Source organism: Bacteroidales bacterium (assembly GCA_035299085.1).
Lineage (GTDB): Bacteria > Bacteroidota > Bacteroidia > Bacteroidales > UBA10428 > UBA5072.
The window spans coordinates 12,897-30,553 of record DATGXG010000017.1; the positions used below are offsets into that span (position 1 = coordinate 12,897).

The window sequence follows — 17,657 nt, forward strand, 5'->3', positions numbered from 1 at the left end:
ACCTAAATTATGGAACCTACTTTTTCAATACAGAAAACTACGCTTGAATTATTACCCAACCTGAATTGTGGCGCCTGCGGCTATAAAACCTGTGTTGATTTTGCCGGTGCTGTAGATTCAGATGAAACAGCAATTGAAAAGTGCATACACGCAAAGAAGGCCGTGACCCGGGTACAAAATCAGCATAATTGCCTGACTTGCTCATTCTCAGAAAATCTTGGAGAAAAGCTGGACTGGAAGGACAGTTTGCAGCGTGATTTTGATTTTATACTCGATGTTTTTGACGGTGAGCCCGGGCCTAAAGAAACCATTCTACCTTACAATCCAACACTCGTGAAGGAATTAGGGGTAAAGAAAGGTGATGTTATGATCGGCAGGCCCATGGGTATGTCATGCGGTTGTCCGGTAACCCATTGCGGTGTGGTTTCGGATGTCGATCCCCGAAACGGTGTAATTTTCTGGAATGTCACTGGTCCACTTCGCCCGCGGTCTGAAGGCTTTATTGATATCGGATATTATGTTTCACAGGCTTATGAAGGAATAATCAAAGAATCGCGTGAGGAAATTAAATTAGGCCGCCGTTACTGGTTCCTCCCCCGTCGTTGCATGCTGCAATGGCGGCACAGTGGACTTGTTAATGCGGTTGTAAAATTAAGGGATGGAAGCTATAAAGTGAGGATTGAAGGATTGCTGATTGGTTAAAACTAAAATATGGGTTATGAGAAAGAAAAGAATTTTAGGGAATGTAAAAAAAGAGCTGCTTGTCAGAGAGTTGAATCAGGCCCGGTTCATACGGAAAACCAATAAAGATAATAACGAGATATATATTTTCGATTATCACAGCGCACCTAACCTGATGCTTGAAGTCGCAAGGCTAAGAGAAACGACATTCAGGAAAGCCGGTGGCGGAACCGGAAATTACCTTGATATTGACCATTTCGATTTCCAGCAACAGCCATACAAGCAGCTGATTGTATGGGATCCGGTTCAAAAAGAAATAGCAGGCGGATACCGGTTTGCCTGGGTACCGGAAGTGACACAATCTTGCAGGTATTTATCCAGGATAACTTTCAGCGACCATTTTAATTTCAGCGGCGATTTTGTTGAGAACTACCTTCCATGGTCAATTGAACTGGGCCGGGCTTTTATTACACCGAAATATCAATCCACCGGAGTAATCCGCAAATCGATATTCATTCTTGACAATCTCTGGGATGGATTAGGTGCCCTTATAAAATTGTATCCCGACGCCCGTTATTTTTTTGGCAAGGTGACCCTTTACCGGCAGTTTCCTGAAGATGCGAAACTGATGTTGTTAAACTTCATGTACAATTATTTCGGGCAAACCGGGTTGGTAAAACCGATTCACCCAATGGAATTGCCTTTTGGCGGTCAGAAAATACATACTACCAAAACATTTTCTGAAATTGAAAATGATTATGCTGAATTGTCAGGAATGATGCGCAAAATGGGAACACCTGTGCCTCCGATGTTCAATGCCTATTTAAAGTTGTCGCCTTCGATTAAAGTAATGGGAACATTTCACAATAAAGATTTCGGAAACACAGATGAAACAGCCATCCTTATAACCATCAGGGATATTTATTCACATAAGCTTGAAAGATACACCGGAATTCAGAGTACTCAGGAACTGCTGAAAAAAGCCGGTTAAGAAGCCGGCTGATCCGGGGGACAGCCGGGCGACTGAATGAGGGTATCCATGGTAGCCTTTTTCAGTATTTCATGAGTGTTATCCCTCACCTGCTTGAAGACATTCCTGATCTGGCAGGCAGTTTCATCCTTACAAAATTCACAGGGCCTGTAGGCCTTTTCCGAAACGCAGTACATAAGGGCTATTGTACCTTCAAAATGCCTGACAAGATCGAACAGGCTTACTTCCGAAGGTTTCCGCAGTAGAAAATAACCGCCGTCCTTACCTAATTTACTTCCCAGAATTCCCAGTTTTCGAAGTTCAAGTAAAATTCCTTCAAGAAATCGCTGGGGAATTTGTTCTTTTTCCGCAATATCCCTAATTTGTATCGGGCCCTGACCATATTTTCGAGCCAAATGAGTCAGGGCTACCATTGCGTATCTTGTTTTCTTTGAAAGAATCACAATGCAAGATTTAAGGTTTACAAATATACGTATATATACCTATTCAATTTCAGTTTATATGCCCTTATGTGTAAATGTACACTAATTTACATTTGTACACTAATTCAGTAGACATTATGAACCATTTACTTTCAAAATAATTCGCATGAAAAAATTTCTACTCCTTTTCCTTTTGGTTCCGGTCCTTTCATTACACGGTCAAACTCCGAACGATGTACTGAATTTACTTATAGCCAACAAAACCATTTCGCAGGAGCAGGCTGATTCAATCAGGGCGGATGCGGCGATCAAGCAGCAGGATGCCGATGCCAATAAAAAGTCGTTTCCTGCCTCAGCAGCCCGTTCCATTCAATTTGCCGGTTATACGCAAATGCGGTACCAGGTATTTGATGAAAAAACTAAAAGAGATGGGTTCGATATTCGCAGGGCTCGTTTTGATATCAAAGGAAATTTTACACCCTTTTTTGGTTACAGGCTGCAGGCCGATTTTGCAGGCAGTCCCAAATTACTGGATGCCTATGCCGAAATCAAATTGAATGACTATTTTCAGATCACTGCCGGTCAGTTCCGCATTCCTTTTTCACTTGAGAACCTGACTTCAATGAATAAGTTCGAAGTGATTGATTTCGCACAGGCCGTTGATGCGTTAACAGCCCGCGGTAAAGATGTGATCGGCAATCACAATGGTCGAGACATCGGTATCCAGCTCGGCGGTGCGCTGATTAAAAAAGGCACAACGAATTATGTTGAATACAGGATAGGCGTTTTCAACGGATCGGGGATCAATATTGCCGATACGGCCAATGATGCCAAGGATGTTGTAGGAAGATTAATAATCAATCCTGTGAAAGGATTGTCCTTCGGAACCTCGTATTACAATGGCTGGGGAAAGGCCATTAAACCGGCAGCAGAATTCAAAGGGCGCAGCCAGGCAAGAAACCGGTTTGGCATTGAAGCCAGCTACACGGCCACCCGTTTCATGACAAAGGCTGAGTACCTTATGGGTAAGGACGGAAAAACCGACAAGGCCGGATGGTATGCCATGGCCGGCTATTTTGTGATTCCCCAGAAATTGCAGCTTGTTGCCCGGTACGACACATTTGATCCCGACAAGGATAAAGATGACAATATCGGCACCAATTATGTTTTTGGAGCCAACCTGAACTTCAATTCATGGTCACGTCTGCAGGCATTTTATACAATAAAGCAGGAGCAGGGAACTGCTATAAAAAACAATTACCTGTCCATTCAGTATCAAATAGGTTTTTAATATACCCTGACAATGAAATATACCTCACTAATCACGCTCTCTGCTGTTTTATTTTACAGCACACTTTTAGGTCAGAAAGCTGCCGGCCAGGATAAATTATCAGGTCAGATCAGTATATCAGGAGCTTTTGCCTTGTATCCGATGACTGTGAAATGGGCAGAAGAATTCAGGAAACTTCATCCGTCAGTGAAAATTGATATTTCTGCCGGTGGTGCCGGTAAGGGAATTGCCGATGCGCTGAGCGGAATGGTGGAAATCGGAATGGTTTCGCGTGAGATCAACCCGGAAGAAATTAAAAAAGGCGCCTATCCCATAGCAGTTACAAAGGATGCCGTTGTCGCCGTTGTCAGTGAACAAAATCCTGCGCTCAACGATATCCTGGCAAAAGGTTTAAAAAAGGATGCCGGCAATAATATCTGGATTACCGGTAAAGTAAGAGGCTGGTCGCAGGCTTTTGGCATTAAATCGTCCGCCCCCATACATATCTATACCCGCTCCGATGCCTGCGGTGCTGCAGAGATGTGGGCAAAGTATTTCGGAAAAAAACAGGAGGATTTGCTGGGCGTAGGAGTTTTCGGGGATCCCGGGCTGGCCCAGGCGGTGAAAAGGGACCCGCTGGGAATTGGATTTAACAACATCGGTTATGCCTATGATGCGACGACAAAAAAACAGGTAAAGGGTATCCGGGTTGTTCCGCTTGATTTAAACAACAATGGAAAAATTGATGCGGATGAGAATTTTTACAATTCGATGAATGACCTCATTGCGGCAATAGCATCAGGAAAATATCCATCTCCGCCAGCGCGTGAACTTTACTTTGTCACCAAAGGGAATCCGAAAAACAATAAAGTACTTACTGAATTTATTCGCTGGGTTTTAACGGATGGTCAGAAGTATGTTCACGAGGCCGGTTACATTGCGCTTCCTAAAGAAAGAATACAAACCGAACAAAAGAAGATACAGTAGAGTACTATGCAATATATTAGAGCTTTAAAAGACAATTCTGCCCGGCATATCATGCGGGGCATTACTGTTTTTGCCCTGTTGTTCCTTATCATTATCGGAACCGGGCTGTTTATTAATGCATTACCGATAATCAGGGAAAAAGGGATCTGGGTGCTGCTGACGTCCGGAAACTGGAAACCCTTCAAGGGGGATTTCGGATTTCTTCCCTACATTCTCAGCACCATTTACGTATCCCTGCTGGCCATTGCCATCGCCTTACCCCTGTCGCTGATGACGGCAATTTACCTGAACACCTATGCTTCATCAAAACTCAGGAGGGTCTTTCAGCCCTTTATCGATGTTTTGTCGGGTATACCATCCGTCATTTTCGGTGTATGGGGAACGCTTACCATAGTGCCGTTCATTGCAAACCATCTTGCACCGCATTTCGTGGAGTATTCATCGGGGTATTCCGTTTTGGCCGGCGGAATCGTGCTTGCCGTGATGATACTGCCCTTGCTGATCAGCGTGCTGCTTGAAGTTTTTGATGCCATTCCCCGTGAAATGAGGGATGCCTCATTACAGCTCGGAGCCACCAAATGGCAGACTGTCAAAAAGGTTGTGTTAAGGAAATCGTTTCCGGGCATCATAGCCGCTGTAGTACTTTCGGTTTCGCGTGCTTTTGGCGAAACCATTGCGGTTCTGATGGTTTGCGGTAACATTTCATTTATCCCGCAAAGTATTTTTGACGGATGTTACCCCCTGCCGGCTTTGATCGCTAATAATTACGGTGAAATGCTTTCGATGCCCAGCTATGAATCAGCTCTGATGCTTGCGGCATTGCTACTCTTCATCATTGTCGTATTGTTTAATGCGGCTTCAAGAGTGACCCTGGTTCAAATTGAGAAAAGATACAGTTTATGATACCATCGAAAACATCGCATATAAAGAAAGCCGAGGAGATCTTTTTTAAGGCGCTGATGATTGTGTGCGCAGCCATCATAATGGGAATCCTGATTTTTATTATCGGTACTATTATTTACAAAGGGCTGCCTTCGCTGAACCTCGACATGATCACCAAACTTCCGGGAGGAGGATTTTACCTGGGTAAAGAAGGAGGTGTGCTCAATGCCATTGTCGGATCTCTTTACATCGTGGGTGGATCACTTGTGTTAAGTATTGCACTGAGCATCCCGGTTGTGATGTATATCAATTTCTACCTTCGCAGGAATTCTGTTTTCGGCAATATAACCCGGTTCTGCTTTGACATTCTTTTTGGCGTCCCTTCCATTGTATACGGAGCCTTTGGCTTTGCCCTCATGGTTTTCCTGGGAATGCGGTCTTCGCTTCTCGGGGGAATCATAACAGTAGCCATGCTCATTATGCCCATCATGATGCGATCGCTTGACGAAGTGACACGGCTTTTACCCAAAGATCTGCCCGAAGCCCTGCTTTCACTCGGCTCCACAAAATTTGAAATGGTAAAAGTGCTGTTAAGGCAACTGATGCCCGGACTTGTGACTGCAGTGCTACTGGCCGTCGGACGCGGCATTGGCGATGCGGCTACAGTACTGTTCACTGCTGGTTATACCGACAATATTCCCACATCGCTGAATCAGCCGGCTGCTACGCTCCCGCTGTCCATTTTCTTCCAGCTCGGGAGTCCTGTGGAAGAGGTCCAGAACCGTGCTTATGCATCGGCACTGATTCTGACAGTCATCATTCTCATCCTGAGTTTTTCAGCCAGGTATTTCAGTTCGCGGTTTTCGAAACATAAGATTTAGTTATGAAAGATATATTTGTAGAACCCATGAAAGACAGTCAAGCCACCGGCATTAATCAAATCATCGATCAGGCAACCCTTCCGGATGTAAAGCCCATGTCGGTCCGCGTGGAGAACCTGAATGTGCATATCCATGATCAGCATATTCTGAAAGACATCAATCTCACTATACCCGAAAAAAGCATCACATGCGTTCTGGGGCCTTCGGGATGCGGGAAATCCACATTCCTGAAAACGCTTAACCGGATGCACGACGAAACGCCTGAAGTAAAAGTGACCGGTAGCCTGTATATTGACGATGAAGATATCTATGCACCCGGTGTGAATGTGATCGATATCCGCAGGAAAATGGGATTGCTGGCGCAGAGACCGTGTCCGTTGCCGATGTCTATATACGAAAATGTGGCGTACGGACCACGGATTCACGGATTGAAAAAAAGAAAAGCACTCAACCAGACGGTAATCCAATACCTGCAGTACGTCGGTTTATGGGATGAAGTAAGGGGAAGAGTGCGCACACCGGCAAGCCGGCTTTCTATCGGGCAGCAGCAGAGGCTTTGCCTGGCAAGGGGACTGGCTGTTGAACCTGAGTTTATTCTTGGTGATGAAGCCACATCGGCACTTGATCCGATATCCACCAAGACTATTGAGGAACTATTCCTGAAATTAAAGGAAAAGTATTCGCTGATCCTTGTAACCCATACGCTGCGGCAGGCCAGGCGCATAGCTGATTACATCGTGTTTATGTACATGGGCAAAATCGTAGAAACAGGAACGGCAGAAGAATTTTTCAACCACCCGAAAAAGCAGCTCACGAAAGATTATTTGGCGGGGAGTTTTAGTTAGCGGAATCTGGATGCTGGATGCTGGATGCTGGATACAAAGATGCCAGGCGAAGTCTGTGACTTCGTCTGAACGGAATTGATAGATAATTAACATAGTAATAAAGTTCCGTTCAGACGAAGTTGAAAACTTCGCCTAGCCCTCCCTTCAAACTTCAAAACCTCTAAACCCGAAACCTCAAACCTCAAACCCTAAACCCTCAAACTTCTGAACATCTAAACCTTTGAACTGTTTTACCACATTATGACTCCGAAAGAAAAATTACTTCGTTTAAGAGCCATTCTCAGTGAGATGGGCAATGTGGTGATTGCATACTCCGGAGGGGTTGACAGCGCATTTCTTTTGAAAGTAGCTGTAGATACACTTGGGGCAAAGAATGTAAAAGCTATTCTAGCTATTTCACCCACTTATCCGTCGCGTGAATACGACAGGGCTCTCGATACCGCTGCCCGCATCGGTGTTGAGGTAGAAATTATCCACACCAAAGAAGTGGATGATCCGAAATTTGTAAACAATCCTGTCAACCGCTGTTATTTCTGCAAACATGAATTGTTCACGAAGGTCGCCGAATACATGGAAGCCGGAAAATTTAAAAATATGGTTGACGGGTCGAACATGGATGACATGAGTGACCATCGCCCGGGCCGTAAAGCCTTGCAGGAGAAAAATGTCAGAAGTCCCTTGCAGGAAGCCGAAATGACAAAAAATGACATAAGGGAACTTTCTAAACAGTTAGAGTTGCCCACATGGGACAGGGATGCGCTGGCCTGCCTTTCATCACGGTTTCCTTATGGTGAAACCATCGATCTTAAAAAACTGGAGATGGTTGATTCGGCGGAGAATTTCCTGGCTGACCTGGGTTTCCGGAATGTGAGAGCGCGGCACGAGAAGAATTCGATCCGGATCGAGATTTCTCCTGCTCAGATTAAACAGATCGCCGATGATCATATCCGGACACAGATTGTTACTAAAATGAAAGAACTCGGATATAAGTATGTTTCAATTGACCTGGAAGGATACAGGCAGGGAAGCCTGAATGAAGAACTTAAACCGGTTCTGAAATAACAATCGCATGAATTCACAGTCACGTGCCGAACTCATTATCGCCGACACACAGTTCCTTGCCATTGAGGGATTAAAGACATTATTGAAAGATTCCTTTGAATCCGTTAATGTAGTAAGGTCGCGTGATGAGCTGATCACCATGGTTCAGAAAAGCATCTCGTCGTTGCTCATCATGGATTACTGCCTCCTCGATTTCGAGAATTACAGCGACCTGAAAGCGTTTACAGCCAAATTTCCGGAGATGATCATAGTAATTCTTACAAACAACCTCACCCGGAATGAGATTGTAGAGCTGAATAGTTGTGGGATCCGGAACATTCTGCATAAATCCGCCGAAAAGGATGAGATTCTCGACTGTATTGATGCGGCTTTCAAGGGCAGGAAGTATTATTCAGGTCTCGTCATGGACCTGTTGATGGAGCCAACGGAGAAAAAATCTCCAGTTAACGGTTCAGTGCAACTGACTGCATCAGAGATTGAGATTGTAAGACTGATTGCAGGCGGCATGACAAATAAAGAAATTGCGCTGAAAAAATTCCTGAGCATCCATACCATTATGACTCACCGAAAGAACATCCTGCGCAAACTAGGCGCTTCCAATGTAAGCGAAATGATCATGATAGCCATAAAAGCAGGCATCATCGACAACATTGAATATCACATCTGATTTCATATACCCTTAAGTGGGTAGACAATATACCGGATCACGGGTATTTTGCCATAGATCAATGATTTGCACTTTTGTACAATCATTTAAAACCAAATTTTATGGCAAAGATTCATAAACATCTGACCGATTTAATTGGAAGGACCCCATTACTTGAGCTTTCCAATTTTAATAAAGCCCAGGGTGCTGAGGCAATCGTAATAGCAAAGCTCGAATACTTTAATCCCGGCGGCAGTGTTAAAGACAGGATCGGACTCGCCATGATTGAAGATGCTGAAAGAAGAGGAATCATCAGACCAGGTTCAACTATTATAGAGCCGACAAGCGGCAATACCGGCATTGCGCTGGCTTTTGTAGCCGCTTCAAAAGGATACAAGCTTATTCTCACCATGCCCGAAACATTCAGTGTGGAAAGAAGGAATCTTCTGAAGGCTCTTGGTGCGAAAATAATCTTGACACCGGGTCCCGAAGGAATGGGAGGCGCCATCCGCAGGGCTGAGGAATTGCTCAGCACCATACCCGGTTCCTATATGCCTCATCAGTTCAGAAACCCGGCAAATCCCGAGATACACAGGCAAACAACAGCTGAAGAAATATGGAATGACACCGACGGAGAAATTGACATTTTTGTTAGTGGCATAGGTACAGGCGGTACCATAACCGGTGTAGGCGAAGTGCTCAAAAGCCGTAAAAAAGATATACAAATCATAGCTGTTGAGCCAACTGATTCAGCCGTGCTTTCCGGAAGGCCCAAAGGTCCGCATAAAATCCAGGGTATAGGCGCTGGTTTCATTCCCGAAGTATTGAACCGCAGTGTGATTGATGAAATTGTCACTGTTTCAAATGATGATTCGTTTGAAACAAGTCGCCAGCTGGCACGCACAGAGGGTTTGCTCGTAGGCATTTCATCGGGTGCTGCAGCATGGGCAGCTTTGCAGGTAGCCAAAAGACCTGAGAACAAAGGAAAGAAGATTGTTGTTGTATTACCCGACACGGGTGAAAGATACCTGTCGACTCCCCTCTATACCTTTGAAAACGAGGAAGCCCTGCTCAGTTACGCGGGACAATGACGTGAATAACCAATTCAATTTATAATACTATGTCAGAAAACCACTTACATTTTGAAACACTGCAGCTTCATGCAGGCCAAGAGGCAGACCCGGTAACCGGATCCAGGGCAGTGCCCATTCATCAGACCACATCATACGTGTTTAAAAGCTCGGACCATGCAGCCAGTTTATTCGGGCTGAAAGAATTCGGGAATATCTACACGAGGATAATGAATCCGACGACTGATGTGTTTGAGAAACGCATTGCAGCGCTTGAAGGCGGTGTTTCAGCACTGGCAACTTCATCGGGACAGGCAGCACAGTTCCTGGCCCTTTCAAACATTCTGCAGGCAGGGGATAATTTCGTATCGACATCATATTTATACGGAGGTACCTACAATCAATTTAAAGTACAATTCAAGCGTCTAGGCATTCATGTGAAATTTGTGGACGGGGATAATCCGCAGGATTTTGAAAAAGCGATTGATGCCGGTACAAAGGCTATTTATCTTGAAACAATCGGTAATCCAAGATACAATATTCCCGATTTCGATGCATTTGCCGCCCTGGCAAAAAAGCACCGAATACCACTGGTCGTGGATAATACATTCGGCGCAGGAGGTTACCTGTTCAGGCCCATTGAACACGGTGCCAATATAGTGGTTGAATCAGCAACAAAATGGATTGGCGGACATGGCACAAGCATAGGCGGAGCCATAGTAGATGCCGGTAATTTTGATTGGGGGAACGGAAAATTCCCTCAATTCACAGAACCTTCGGAAGGTTATCACGGGCTTAAATTCTGGGAGATCTTCGGAAGTTCGGGTCCCTTCGGCAATATTGCCTTTATCATCAGAGCCCGGGTGGAAGGACTGAGAGATTACGGCGCGACGCTTAGTCCGTTCAATGCGTTCCTGCTTCTGCAGGGACTTGAAACGTTATCGCTCAGGGTTCAGAGAACTGTTGATAATGCCCTGGAACTGGCACAATGGCTTGAAAAGCATCCGAAAGTTGAAAGCGTGGATTACCCGGGATTACCAACTAATCCCTATCATAGCCTGGCAAAGAAATACCTGAAACATGGATATGGAGGAGTGCAGTCTTTTCTTGTCAAAGGCGGGAAAGATGCAGCCGACAAGGTAATCGATAACCTGAAACTTGTCAGTCATCTTGCCAATGTGGGCGATGCCAAAACCCTCATCATTCACCCGGCATCCACTACGCACCAGCAGCTTTCAGAACAGGAACAGCGCAGTGCCGGTGTCATACCCGGTCAGCTCCGTATTTCCACCGGAATTGAACATATAGATGATATAAAGGCGGATCTGGAGCAGGCGTTGAAACTTGTTTGAAGTTTGAAGTTTGAGGTTTAGGTTTGAAGAAAGTGCTAGGAGAAGTCTCTGACTTCGTCTGAACGCTTATAACAGTGCTAGAACTTTATCTAAACGTTAATAACGCAGTCAAATGAAGTATTAAAAACCGGAAGAACTGCAAAGACGAAGTCGCAGACTTCGCCTAGCATTTACGAGTATAGAAGAGCCTGAAGCCACATTAGCGTTCAAACAGCGAAGGACGCACGGCCGTGCGTCTCTACACGTTTAAACAAACAACGTTTTCAATTCCCCTACCCTTTCTGCAATCTGAACGCGGTTTTTGCATTGAGCCACGCATTCATCGCAGGTATTGCAGACATCCAGTCCAAACCCTTTTTCAATGCCTTTGTGGGTAGAAAGCGTCATATGGGTGTTGCCGTAAGAAGTTGCATACATATGGGTACGCATCAGTGAGGGGATGTCGGCTCCATGGGGACATGAGTCTTTGCAACCTCCGCAGAACCGGCAAACCGATTGAATGGCAAGCTGTACATTATGATCTTCAAGGAATTTCTTTTCCTCATCACTGTAATTCAGGTCATATGCAACCTTAATGTCAGTCTGCAACTGTTCGAACGTTGTGAAACCCGGAACTGCCGTGGCAATCTCCTCATGTTTAAGAGCCCATTTCAGAAGGGCAGTGTGCATGATTGAGCCTTCGTAATATTTCTGGGTTTCAGCCGGCAATTGCTGTTTGTACCAATCCTGCTGGCACTGTGTTTTCATGGCAATAAGCCCGATACCTTTTGAAGCAGCATACTTCATGGCTTTAAGTGAGGCTTCGTCGTTTGCCATGCTGTAATTGAGCGATATCAGCACCACATCGTAAAATCCTTTGTCTGCAGCGGAAGTAAGAATTTCAGGCCAGTAAACGTGCGTTGAAAAGGCAGGATGTTTAATCTTGCCCTGTTGCTTTAATTCCATCATGGCCTCCATAATTCCGGGATCATTGATCTGATCCGCGCTGTTCACATCATGGAGCATCAGAATATCCACATAATCCATCTGTAGTCGCTCCAGGCTTTGTGCGAACCGGTCAAGAAGCATCTGCTTGCGCTTATCGGCTGCATTTTCCTGCCACAAATTCCGGTCTACGACAATCTTGGTAGTGATCACCACATCATTGCGGTAAACTTTCAGTTCTTTAAGAGCCGCACCCACCATTTTTTCGTTATTTCCGCCCTGGTATATCCATGCTGTATCGAAGTGTCGGATACCGAGCTGCCACCCGGCTTTCAGCAGGTTCGGATTACTGCTGTTCATCACACCCATGCTCACAATCGGAACTTTAATCCCGGTTCTGCCCAGGGTCCGGTACATCATTTTGGCCGGATCATCCGATACCTGTCTTGTCATGGCATTGAGTGTATCTGCGGAGGTACCAACCAATCCTGCGGCCATAAGGCCAGTGGCATTCTTCAAAAATTTGCGGCGAGTGGAGTTTTCCATTTTTTGTGTGTTAGTCTGTTATTCTATAGCGATTAAGTAATAAGGTTGTAAGGCCTAAGAGTTTCTTCAACCAAATTACTTTTTGCTTAATCCCTTATTACTTAATCCCTTATTACTTAAATTCTTACTTCCTTTTACAGATAAATAAAGTATGGCTGACGCCGATGTTTGGAAGTTCTTCGGCCAGAACGAGTCCTGATTTTTCAATCAGTTTCCGCATGTCATCCGAATGATACATCTGGCTGCAGCCGTTGGCTATATTGGTAAAATAAAGCGAAGTGGCATGCAGGCTGTAAGTGGATGCTTCATATTTCTGATGATCCCAGTATGTTTCAAGGATGTACAATGCCGAATTTTCATTCATACATTCGCCTGACCTCCTGAGAAGGCCTGAAATATCTTCCTGTGAGAAGCAATCCAGGAACTGGCTCATCCAGATGATGTCGGGATTTTTCGGGAAAGGTTTTGAATGATCCAGCAGGTTGATCGGGAACATATTTACCCGTTCAGAATATCCTGCCTGCTGAATGTTTTCTTTTGCCTTAGCCAATTGTCCCGGCAAATCGAGAATCGAAACCTTGACCTTTTCATTATATTTCACGCACTGCAAAGCGAATTTGCCTGTATTGCCTCCAACATCAAGTATATGAAGGGGATTATTCCTGAACACCACGGGCATTATTTCAGGAAATGCATAATCGGAATAAAAATGGTCGAAACCGAACCAGCTTTTCTGCACATCCGGAGGAAGTTGCGACAGACCTTCATAAACAGTGGGCCAGTCGCCGAACACCTTTAATCCTGTCGGTTTTCCGGTTTTTATCGATTCGGTAAGCGAGAACATGCCCAGGTAATTCACATCGTTTGTGAAATCCATATTAACCCGGGTCAGTTCATCACACAACAAAAACCATCCGGTTTTGGTGAGATGAAACAGATCGTTTTCAACACGCACCACTTCAAGGCTCAGTCCTGCTTCAAGAAGAACTTTCACACCGTAAACAGGAAGTTTTAATTTTGCGGCAACATCTTCAATTGTAATTCCGTTTTCCGATTCTTTCACCAGATCCAAGATTCCCAGGTTCCTCAGGGCCAGTGCAGCCTGGAACATAATGGGACCGAACGCTATCTTCTGTGCATCGAATTTCGCCTGAACTGCACGCTTCTTATCTGAGCCGTAATTTAGAGACATTGTTGTGTTTGATATTGATGTACGCAATTTGTTGGTAGAGACGCACAGCCGTGCGTCTGTACATATAATACCACAAATCTAGAAAAAATTACATTCAGTCTTCGCTGCTCTTCCGGTTAGTTTCAAATTCACGGACAACCTGCTTTGCCAGTTCCAATTGATCAGGGTGAACAACAACTTTAACAGCACCGATTCCTCCGGGCTCCACCTGCCAGGGCATCGTTGTACCCCTTATTTCATCCTTCAGAAAAGCCTCTACTTCGGCATTGTCAAGCAAACTCTTAACCAACGCGGCTTCCCATTGGGTTCCGGCAAAAACTTCAATAGGGCTCAGATGTTTTTCATTTTCCATTGTATGTTTGTTTTGAATGGCTGTGAAATTTATTCCAAAAAACAACAGCTTTCGCAACAGTGTGTCTTTTTTTGCATAGTAAGATTCCTTAAGAAGAACCTTTTCAACGGTATCCTTTTTAAAGAAAGGATGAGGAAACAAACGGATGTATTCGGTCTCATCATCGATCATTGCAAACCGGTGATCTTCAAGCAGGCTTCTCCATTTCTTAAGGCTCCTTGCATTTTCATTGCCAAACGGGATGGTTTTATTTAGTCTTTCATCATAATAATAACTGATACGGTTGAATCCTCTCGTTTTAATATTTTTCAGTGAAATAAAAAGGCTGTTTCCGTTTTCCTCGGTGACAACCAGTTTACCATCGGGCTTAAGACTCCTGTTAAGAATTTCAAGGGCATGGTCAATGGGTTCAAGGTGGTGAAGCGTATCCTGGGCTATTATGGTATCATAAAACCCTTTCTTTACGGGCATATCAAACAGGTTCGCGTACTCCGCTTCAAAAGATGTGACAGCCCCGAACCGGCTCCAGTAGTCAAGGCGTTTTTTGATCCTGTCAAAATAAAATTCAAGAGTATTGCCGTAAACTTTATGACCGTTGAGCGTCAGAAATATGGCCGTAGTGGCGTAACCGCAACCTACATCCCAGATGACCCGGTTTTCATTTGTTATTTGTCTGTTTACATACGACAACCGTTGTTCCAGGTAGGCCTTACGCCAAAGGAACCGTTCCTGATCATTGATCAGCCTGTAATACTCGCGTAATTCGGGATTGATCTCCAGCTCTTTGATAAACAGCTCAAGAAATTCGGGTACAGTCATTTACATGAATTTTAGACACAAAGAAAGGCAGACGCAAAGATATTCTTTTATATTTGACTATTTTTATGTCACCAAAGCGCTGCCCTTGAAAGAAGACAACCTGATCGACACCCCGTTAATGAAACAATACGCGGGAATAAAAGCAAAGCATCCCGATGCCATTCTGCTTTTCAGGGTAGGTGATTTTTACGAAACGTTTGGCGAGGACGCTGTAAAAGCAGCCGAAATTCTTGGAATTACGCTCACCCGAAGGGCCAATGGTTCCGCATCGTTCGTTGAGCTGGCCGGCTTTCCGTATCATGCCATCGACACCTATCTGCCCAAACTGGTCAGAGCAGGCCAGCGAGTTGCCATCTGCGAGCAGCTTGAAGATCCGAAACTCACGAAAAAGATAGTGAAAAGGGGCATTACCGAGCTTGTGACCCCGGGGATAGCCCTCAATGAAAACGTTCTTGAAAACAAGGAAAACAATTTCCTCGCCTGTGTTCATCTTGACAAAAATGTGGCCGGACTGGCATTCCTTGACATATCAACAGGCGAATTCCTCACCGCGGAAGGAAGTTTCGAATACGCTGACAAATTGCTGAACAGCTTTGCCCCAAAGGAAGTTCTTTTCGAACGGGGCAAGCAAACCCGCTTTCATGAGGTTTTCGGAAATCGTTATATCACTTACAAGCTTGATGACTGGATCTTTACAGAGGAAACAGCCCGTGAGAAGCTGCTGAAGCATTTTGAAACGACTTCTCTAAAAGGTTTTGGTGTGGATATGATGAGAATGGGCATTATAGCAGCAGGAGCAATTCTTAGGTACCTCGATATTACAGAACATAACCAGGTAAAACACATTACCAATCTTTCACGAATTCAGGAAGACCATTATGTGTGGCTCGATAAGTTTACAGTAAGAAACCTCGAACTGTTTCACCCGCTTTTTGAAGGTGGCAAATCATTCATTGACATTATCGACAGGACCATATCCCCTATGGGCGCAAGGTTGATGAAACGCTGGGTGGCTCTTCCGCTTAAGGATATTAAACCGATTTCGGAAAGGCATGATGCAGTGGATTTTTTGATTCAGAATCCCGAAATAAAAACCGAAATTGAACAATATATTACACGGATTGGCGACCTGGAGCGGCTTATATCACGGGTTGCCGTCGGAAGGATAAGTCCACGTGAGGTTATCCAACTTAAGCTTTCACTTTTATCGCTGGTGCCTGTCAAAGAAATCTGCAAATCATCGGGAGAACCGGTATTGCAGCGAATCGGAGAACAGATCAATCCCTGTTCGCTTATTTGTGACCGGATTGAGAAAGAATTGCAACCGGAAGCACCGGTTCAGATCATCCGGGGAAATATAGTTTGCAAAGGAGTATCCGCTGAACTCGATGAACTCAGGGAACTCCTGCACTCAGGCAAGGAATACCTGCTCAGGATGCAGCAGCGTGAAATTGAACGCACAGGGATCAGCTCGCTAAAAATCTCCTATAACAATGTTTTCGGTTACTATATTGAAGTCAGGAACACCCATAAAGACAAGGTGCCGCCCGACTGGATCCGAAAGCAAACCCTTGTGAATGCGGAAAGGTACATTACCGAAGAGTTGAAGGAATACGAATCAAAAATACTGGGTGCTGAAGAGAAGATCCTTGAGCTTGAAACAAGGCTGTTCAATGAATTGGTAATGGCCATTTCAGAATATACAGCACCTGTGCAACTCAATGCGGCGCTTACAGCGCAGCTCGATTGCCTCCTGTCGTTTGCCCGATGTGCAACAGAAAACAAGTATGTGCGACCGGTTGTCAATGAATCGGACCAGATCACCATACGGCAGGGTCGGCACCCGGTGATTGAAAAGCAATTGCCTGTTACAGAACCCTACATTCCCAATGATCTTTTACTTGATCGTGATGAGCAGCAGATCATTATTCTCACGGGACCCAATATGTCGGGAAAGTCGGCATTGCTCCGCCAGACCGCACTGATCGTGCTGATGGCGCAGATGGGAAGCTTCGTTCCGGCGGCCGGTGCCGAAATAGGTTATGTAGATAAAATTTTCACGCGTGTCGGTGCATCCGATAACATTTCAATGGGGGAATCCACCTTCATGGTTGAAATGACTGAAACGGCAAGCATTCTGAATAACTTATCCGATCGGAGCCTGGTTCTTCTTGATGAAATCGGTCGCGGAACCAGCACATACGATGGTATTTCGATAGCCTGGGCCATGGTTGAATTCCTTCACGGCCATCCGAAATGCAGGGCAAAGACCATGTTTGCAACCCATTATCATGAACTGAATGCGATGGAAGGCTCATTTGAACGAATTAAGAATTTCCATATCTCCATTAAGGAGCTTGATGACCGGGTCATTTTTCTGCGAAAACTTACAAAGGGAGGAAGCGAACACAGCTTCGGAATTCATGTGGCCCGAATGGCAGGTATGCCTAAAAGCCTCGTGAGCCGGGCTAATGAAGTGCTTGCGCAACTTGAGGATGGCAATGGCAACCGCGAATTATCAAGGCCTGTCGCATCACTGGGCGATAACCGTGAAGGACTTCAGCTTAGTTTCTTCCAGCTCGACGATCCTGTGCTGAAACAAATCCGTGATGAAATCAGGAAGGTGGATATCAATAACCTCACACCTATTGAAGCGCTGAATAAACTGAATGAGATCAAGAAGATGATCGGACTTAAGTAGATTTACGATTTACGATTTGGCGATTTGCGATTTA

16 protein-coding genes are annotated in these 17,657 nt (G+C 45.0%); 12 read left to right on the forward strand and 4 right to left on the reverse strand.

The window, feature by feature from the left end; translation table 11 throughout:
• The first annotated feature begins 9 nt into the window (after window positions 1–9).
• Together VK179_04535 and VK179_04540 are read left to right on the forward strand one after the other, a co-directional pair.
• Window positions 10–702, forward strand: coding sequence for a (Fe-S)-binding protein (locus VK179_04535; GenBank protein HLO57985.1), 693 nt, complete (start codon window positions 10–12; stop codon window positions 700–702).
• 16 nt (window positions 703–718) lie between these two features.
• Window positions 719–1,672 carry a GNAT family N-acetyltransferase gene (locus VK179_04540; protein ID HLO57986.1) on the forward strand — a complete coding sequence of 318 codons (954 nt, stop codon included), beginning with the start codon at window positions 719–721 and terminating at the stop codon, window positions 1,670–1,672.
• Here the strand turns inward: VK179_04540 and VK179_04545 are convergent.
• Window positions 1,669–2,115: an Rrf2 family transcriptional regulator gene (locus tag VK179_04545; protein HLO57987.1), complete on the reverse strand. Its 447-nt coding sequence runs from the start codon at window positions 2,113–2,115 to the stop codon at window positions 1,669–1,671. The two genes, VK179_04540 and VK179_04545, sit on opposite strands and share 4 nt — an antisense overlap.
• A gap of 145 nt (window positions 2,116–2,260) precedes the next feature.
• Between VK179_04545 and VK179_04550 the strand changes: the two genes are divergently transcribed.
• The 9 genes from VK179_04550 to VK179_04590 all read left to right on the forward strand — a co-directional run bounded on the left by VK179_04550 (window position 2,261) and on the right by VK179_04590 (window position 11,089).
• On the forward strand, window positions 2,261–3,385 hold the full coding sequence (locus VK179_04550; protein HLO57988.1) for a porin: 1,125 nt from the start codon (window positions 2,261–2,263) through the stop codon (window positions 3,383–3,385).
• Window positions 3,386–3,397: 12 nt separating this feature from the next.
• Window positions 3,398–4,351, forward strand: a complete 954-nt coding sequence (locus VK179_04555) for a substrate-binding domain-containing protein (GenBank protein ID HLO57989.1) — start codon at window positions 3,398–3,400, stop codon at window positions 4,349–4,351.
• 6 nt (window positions 4,352–4,357) lie between these two features.
• A complete protein-coding gene (gene pstC / locus VK179_04560; protein HLO57990.1) occupies window positions 4,358–5,254 on the forward strand; it encodes a phosphate ABC transporter permease subunit PstC in 897 nt (298 codons plus the stop codon).
• Window positions 5,251–6,114 carry a phosphate ABC transporter permease PstA gene (gene pstA / locus VK179_04565; GenBank protein HLO57991.1) on the forward strand — a complete coding sequence of 288 codons (864 nt, stop codon included), beginning with the start codon at window positions 5,251–5,253 and terminating at the stop codon, window positions 6,112–6,114. Before pstC ends, pstA begins: the two co-directional genes overlap by 4 nt.
• 2 nt (window positions 6,115–6,116) lie before the next feature.
• A complete protein-coding gene (locus tag VK179_04570; protein ID HLO57992.1) occupies window positions 6,117–6,959 on the forward strand; it encodes a phosphate ABC transporter ATP-binding protein in 843 nt (280 codons plus the stop codon).
• A gap of 240 nt (window positions 6,960–7,199) precedes the next feature.
• Window positions 7,200–8,021, forward strand: coding sequence for an ATP-dependent sacrificial sulfur transferase LarE (gene larE, locus VK179_04575; GenBank protein ID HLO57993.1), 822 nt, complete (start codon window positions 7,200–7,202; stop codon window positions 8,019–8,021).
• 7 nt (window positions 8,022–8,028) lie between these two features.
• Window positions 8,029–8,688, forward strand: coding sequence for a response regulator transcription factor (locus VK179_04580; protein ID HLO57994.1), 660 nt, complete (start codon window positions 8,029–8,031; stop codon window positions 8,686–8,688).
• A gap of 101 nt (window positions 8,689–8,789) precedes the next feature.
• Window positions 8,790–9,758: a cysteine synthase A gene (cysK, locus tag VK179_04585; protein HLO57995.1), complete on the forward strand. Its 969-nt coding sequence runs from the start codon at window positions 8,790–8,792 to the stop codon at window positions 9,756–9,758.
• A gap of 29 nt (window positions 9,759–9,787) precedes the next feature.
• Window positions 9,788–11,089 carry an O-acetylhomoserine aminocarboxypropyltransferase/cysteine synthase gene (locus VK179_04590; GenBank protein HLO57996.1) on the forward strand — a complete coding sequence of 434 codons (1,302 nt, stop codon included), beginning with the start codon at window positions 9,788–9,790 and terminating at the stop codon, window positions 11,087–11,089.
• Window positions 11,090–11,335: 246 nt separating this feature from the next.
• Here VK179_04590 and VK179_04595 read toward each other — a convergent pair whose 3' ends face one another.
• The 3 genes from VK179_04595 to VK179_04605 all read right to left on the reverse strand — a co-directional run bounded on the left by VK179_04595 (window position 11,336) and on the right by VK179_04605 (window position 14,922).
• The gene (locus VK179_04595; protein ID HLO57997.1) at window positions 11,336–12,559 is read right to left on the reverse strand and encodes an aldo/keto reductase; all 1,224 of its coding nucleotides are present in this window, start codon (window positions 12,557–12,559) and stop codon (window positions 11,336–11,338) included.
• Window positions 12,560–12,683: 124 nt separating this feature from the next.
• On the reverse strand, window positions 12,684–13,751 hold the full coding sequence (locus VK179_04600) for a class I SAM-dependent methyltransferase (protein ID HLO57998.1): 1,068 nt from the start codon (window positions 13,749–13,751) through the stop codon (window positions 12,684–12,686).
• A gap of 94 nt (window positions 13,752–13,845) precedes the next feature.
• Window positions 13,846–14,922, reverse strand: a complete 1,077-nt coding sequence (locus tag VK179_04605) for a DUF2007-related protein (GenBank protein ID HLO57999.1) — start codon at window positions 14,920–14,922, stop codon at window positions 13,846–13,848.
• 4 nt (window positions 14,923–14,926) lie between these two features.
• On the opposite strand from VK179_04605, the gene mutS reads away from it, so the two are divergent.
• Window positions 14,927–17,623: a DNA mismatch repair protein MutS gene (gene mutS / locus VK179_04610; protein ID HLO58000.1), complete on the forward strand. Its 2,697-nt coding sequence runs from the start codon at window positions 14,927–14,929 to the stop codon at window positions 17,621–17,623.
• The last annotated feature ends 34 nt before the right edge of the window (window positions 17,624–17,657 follow it).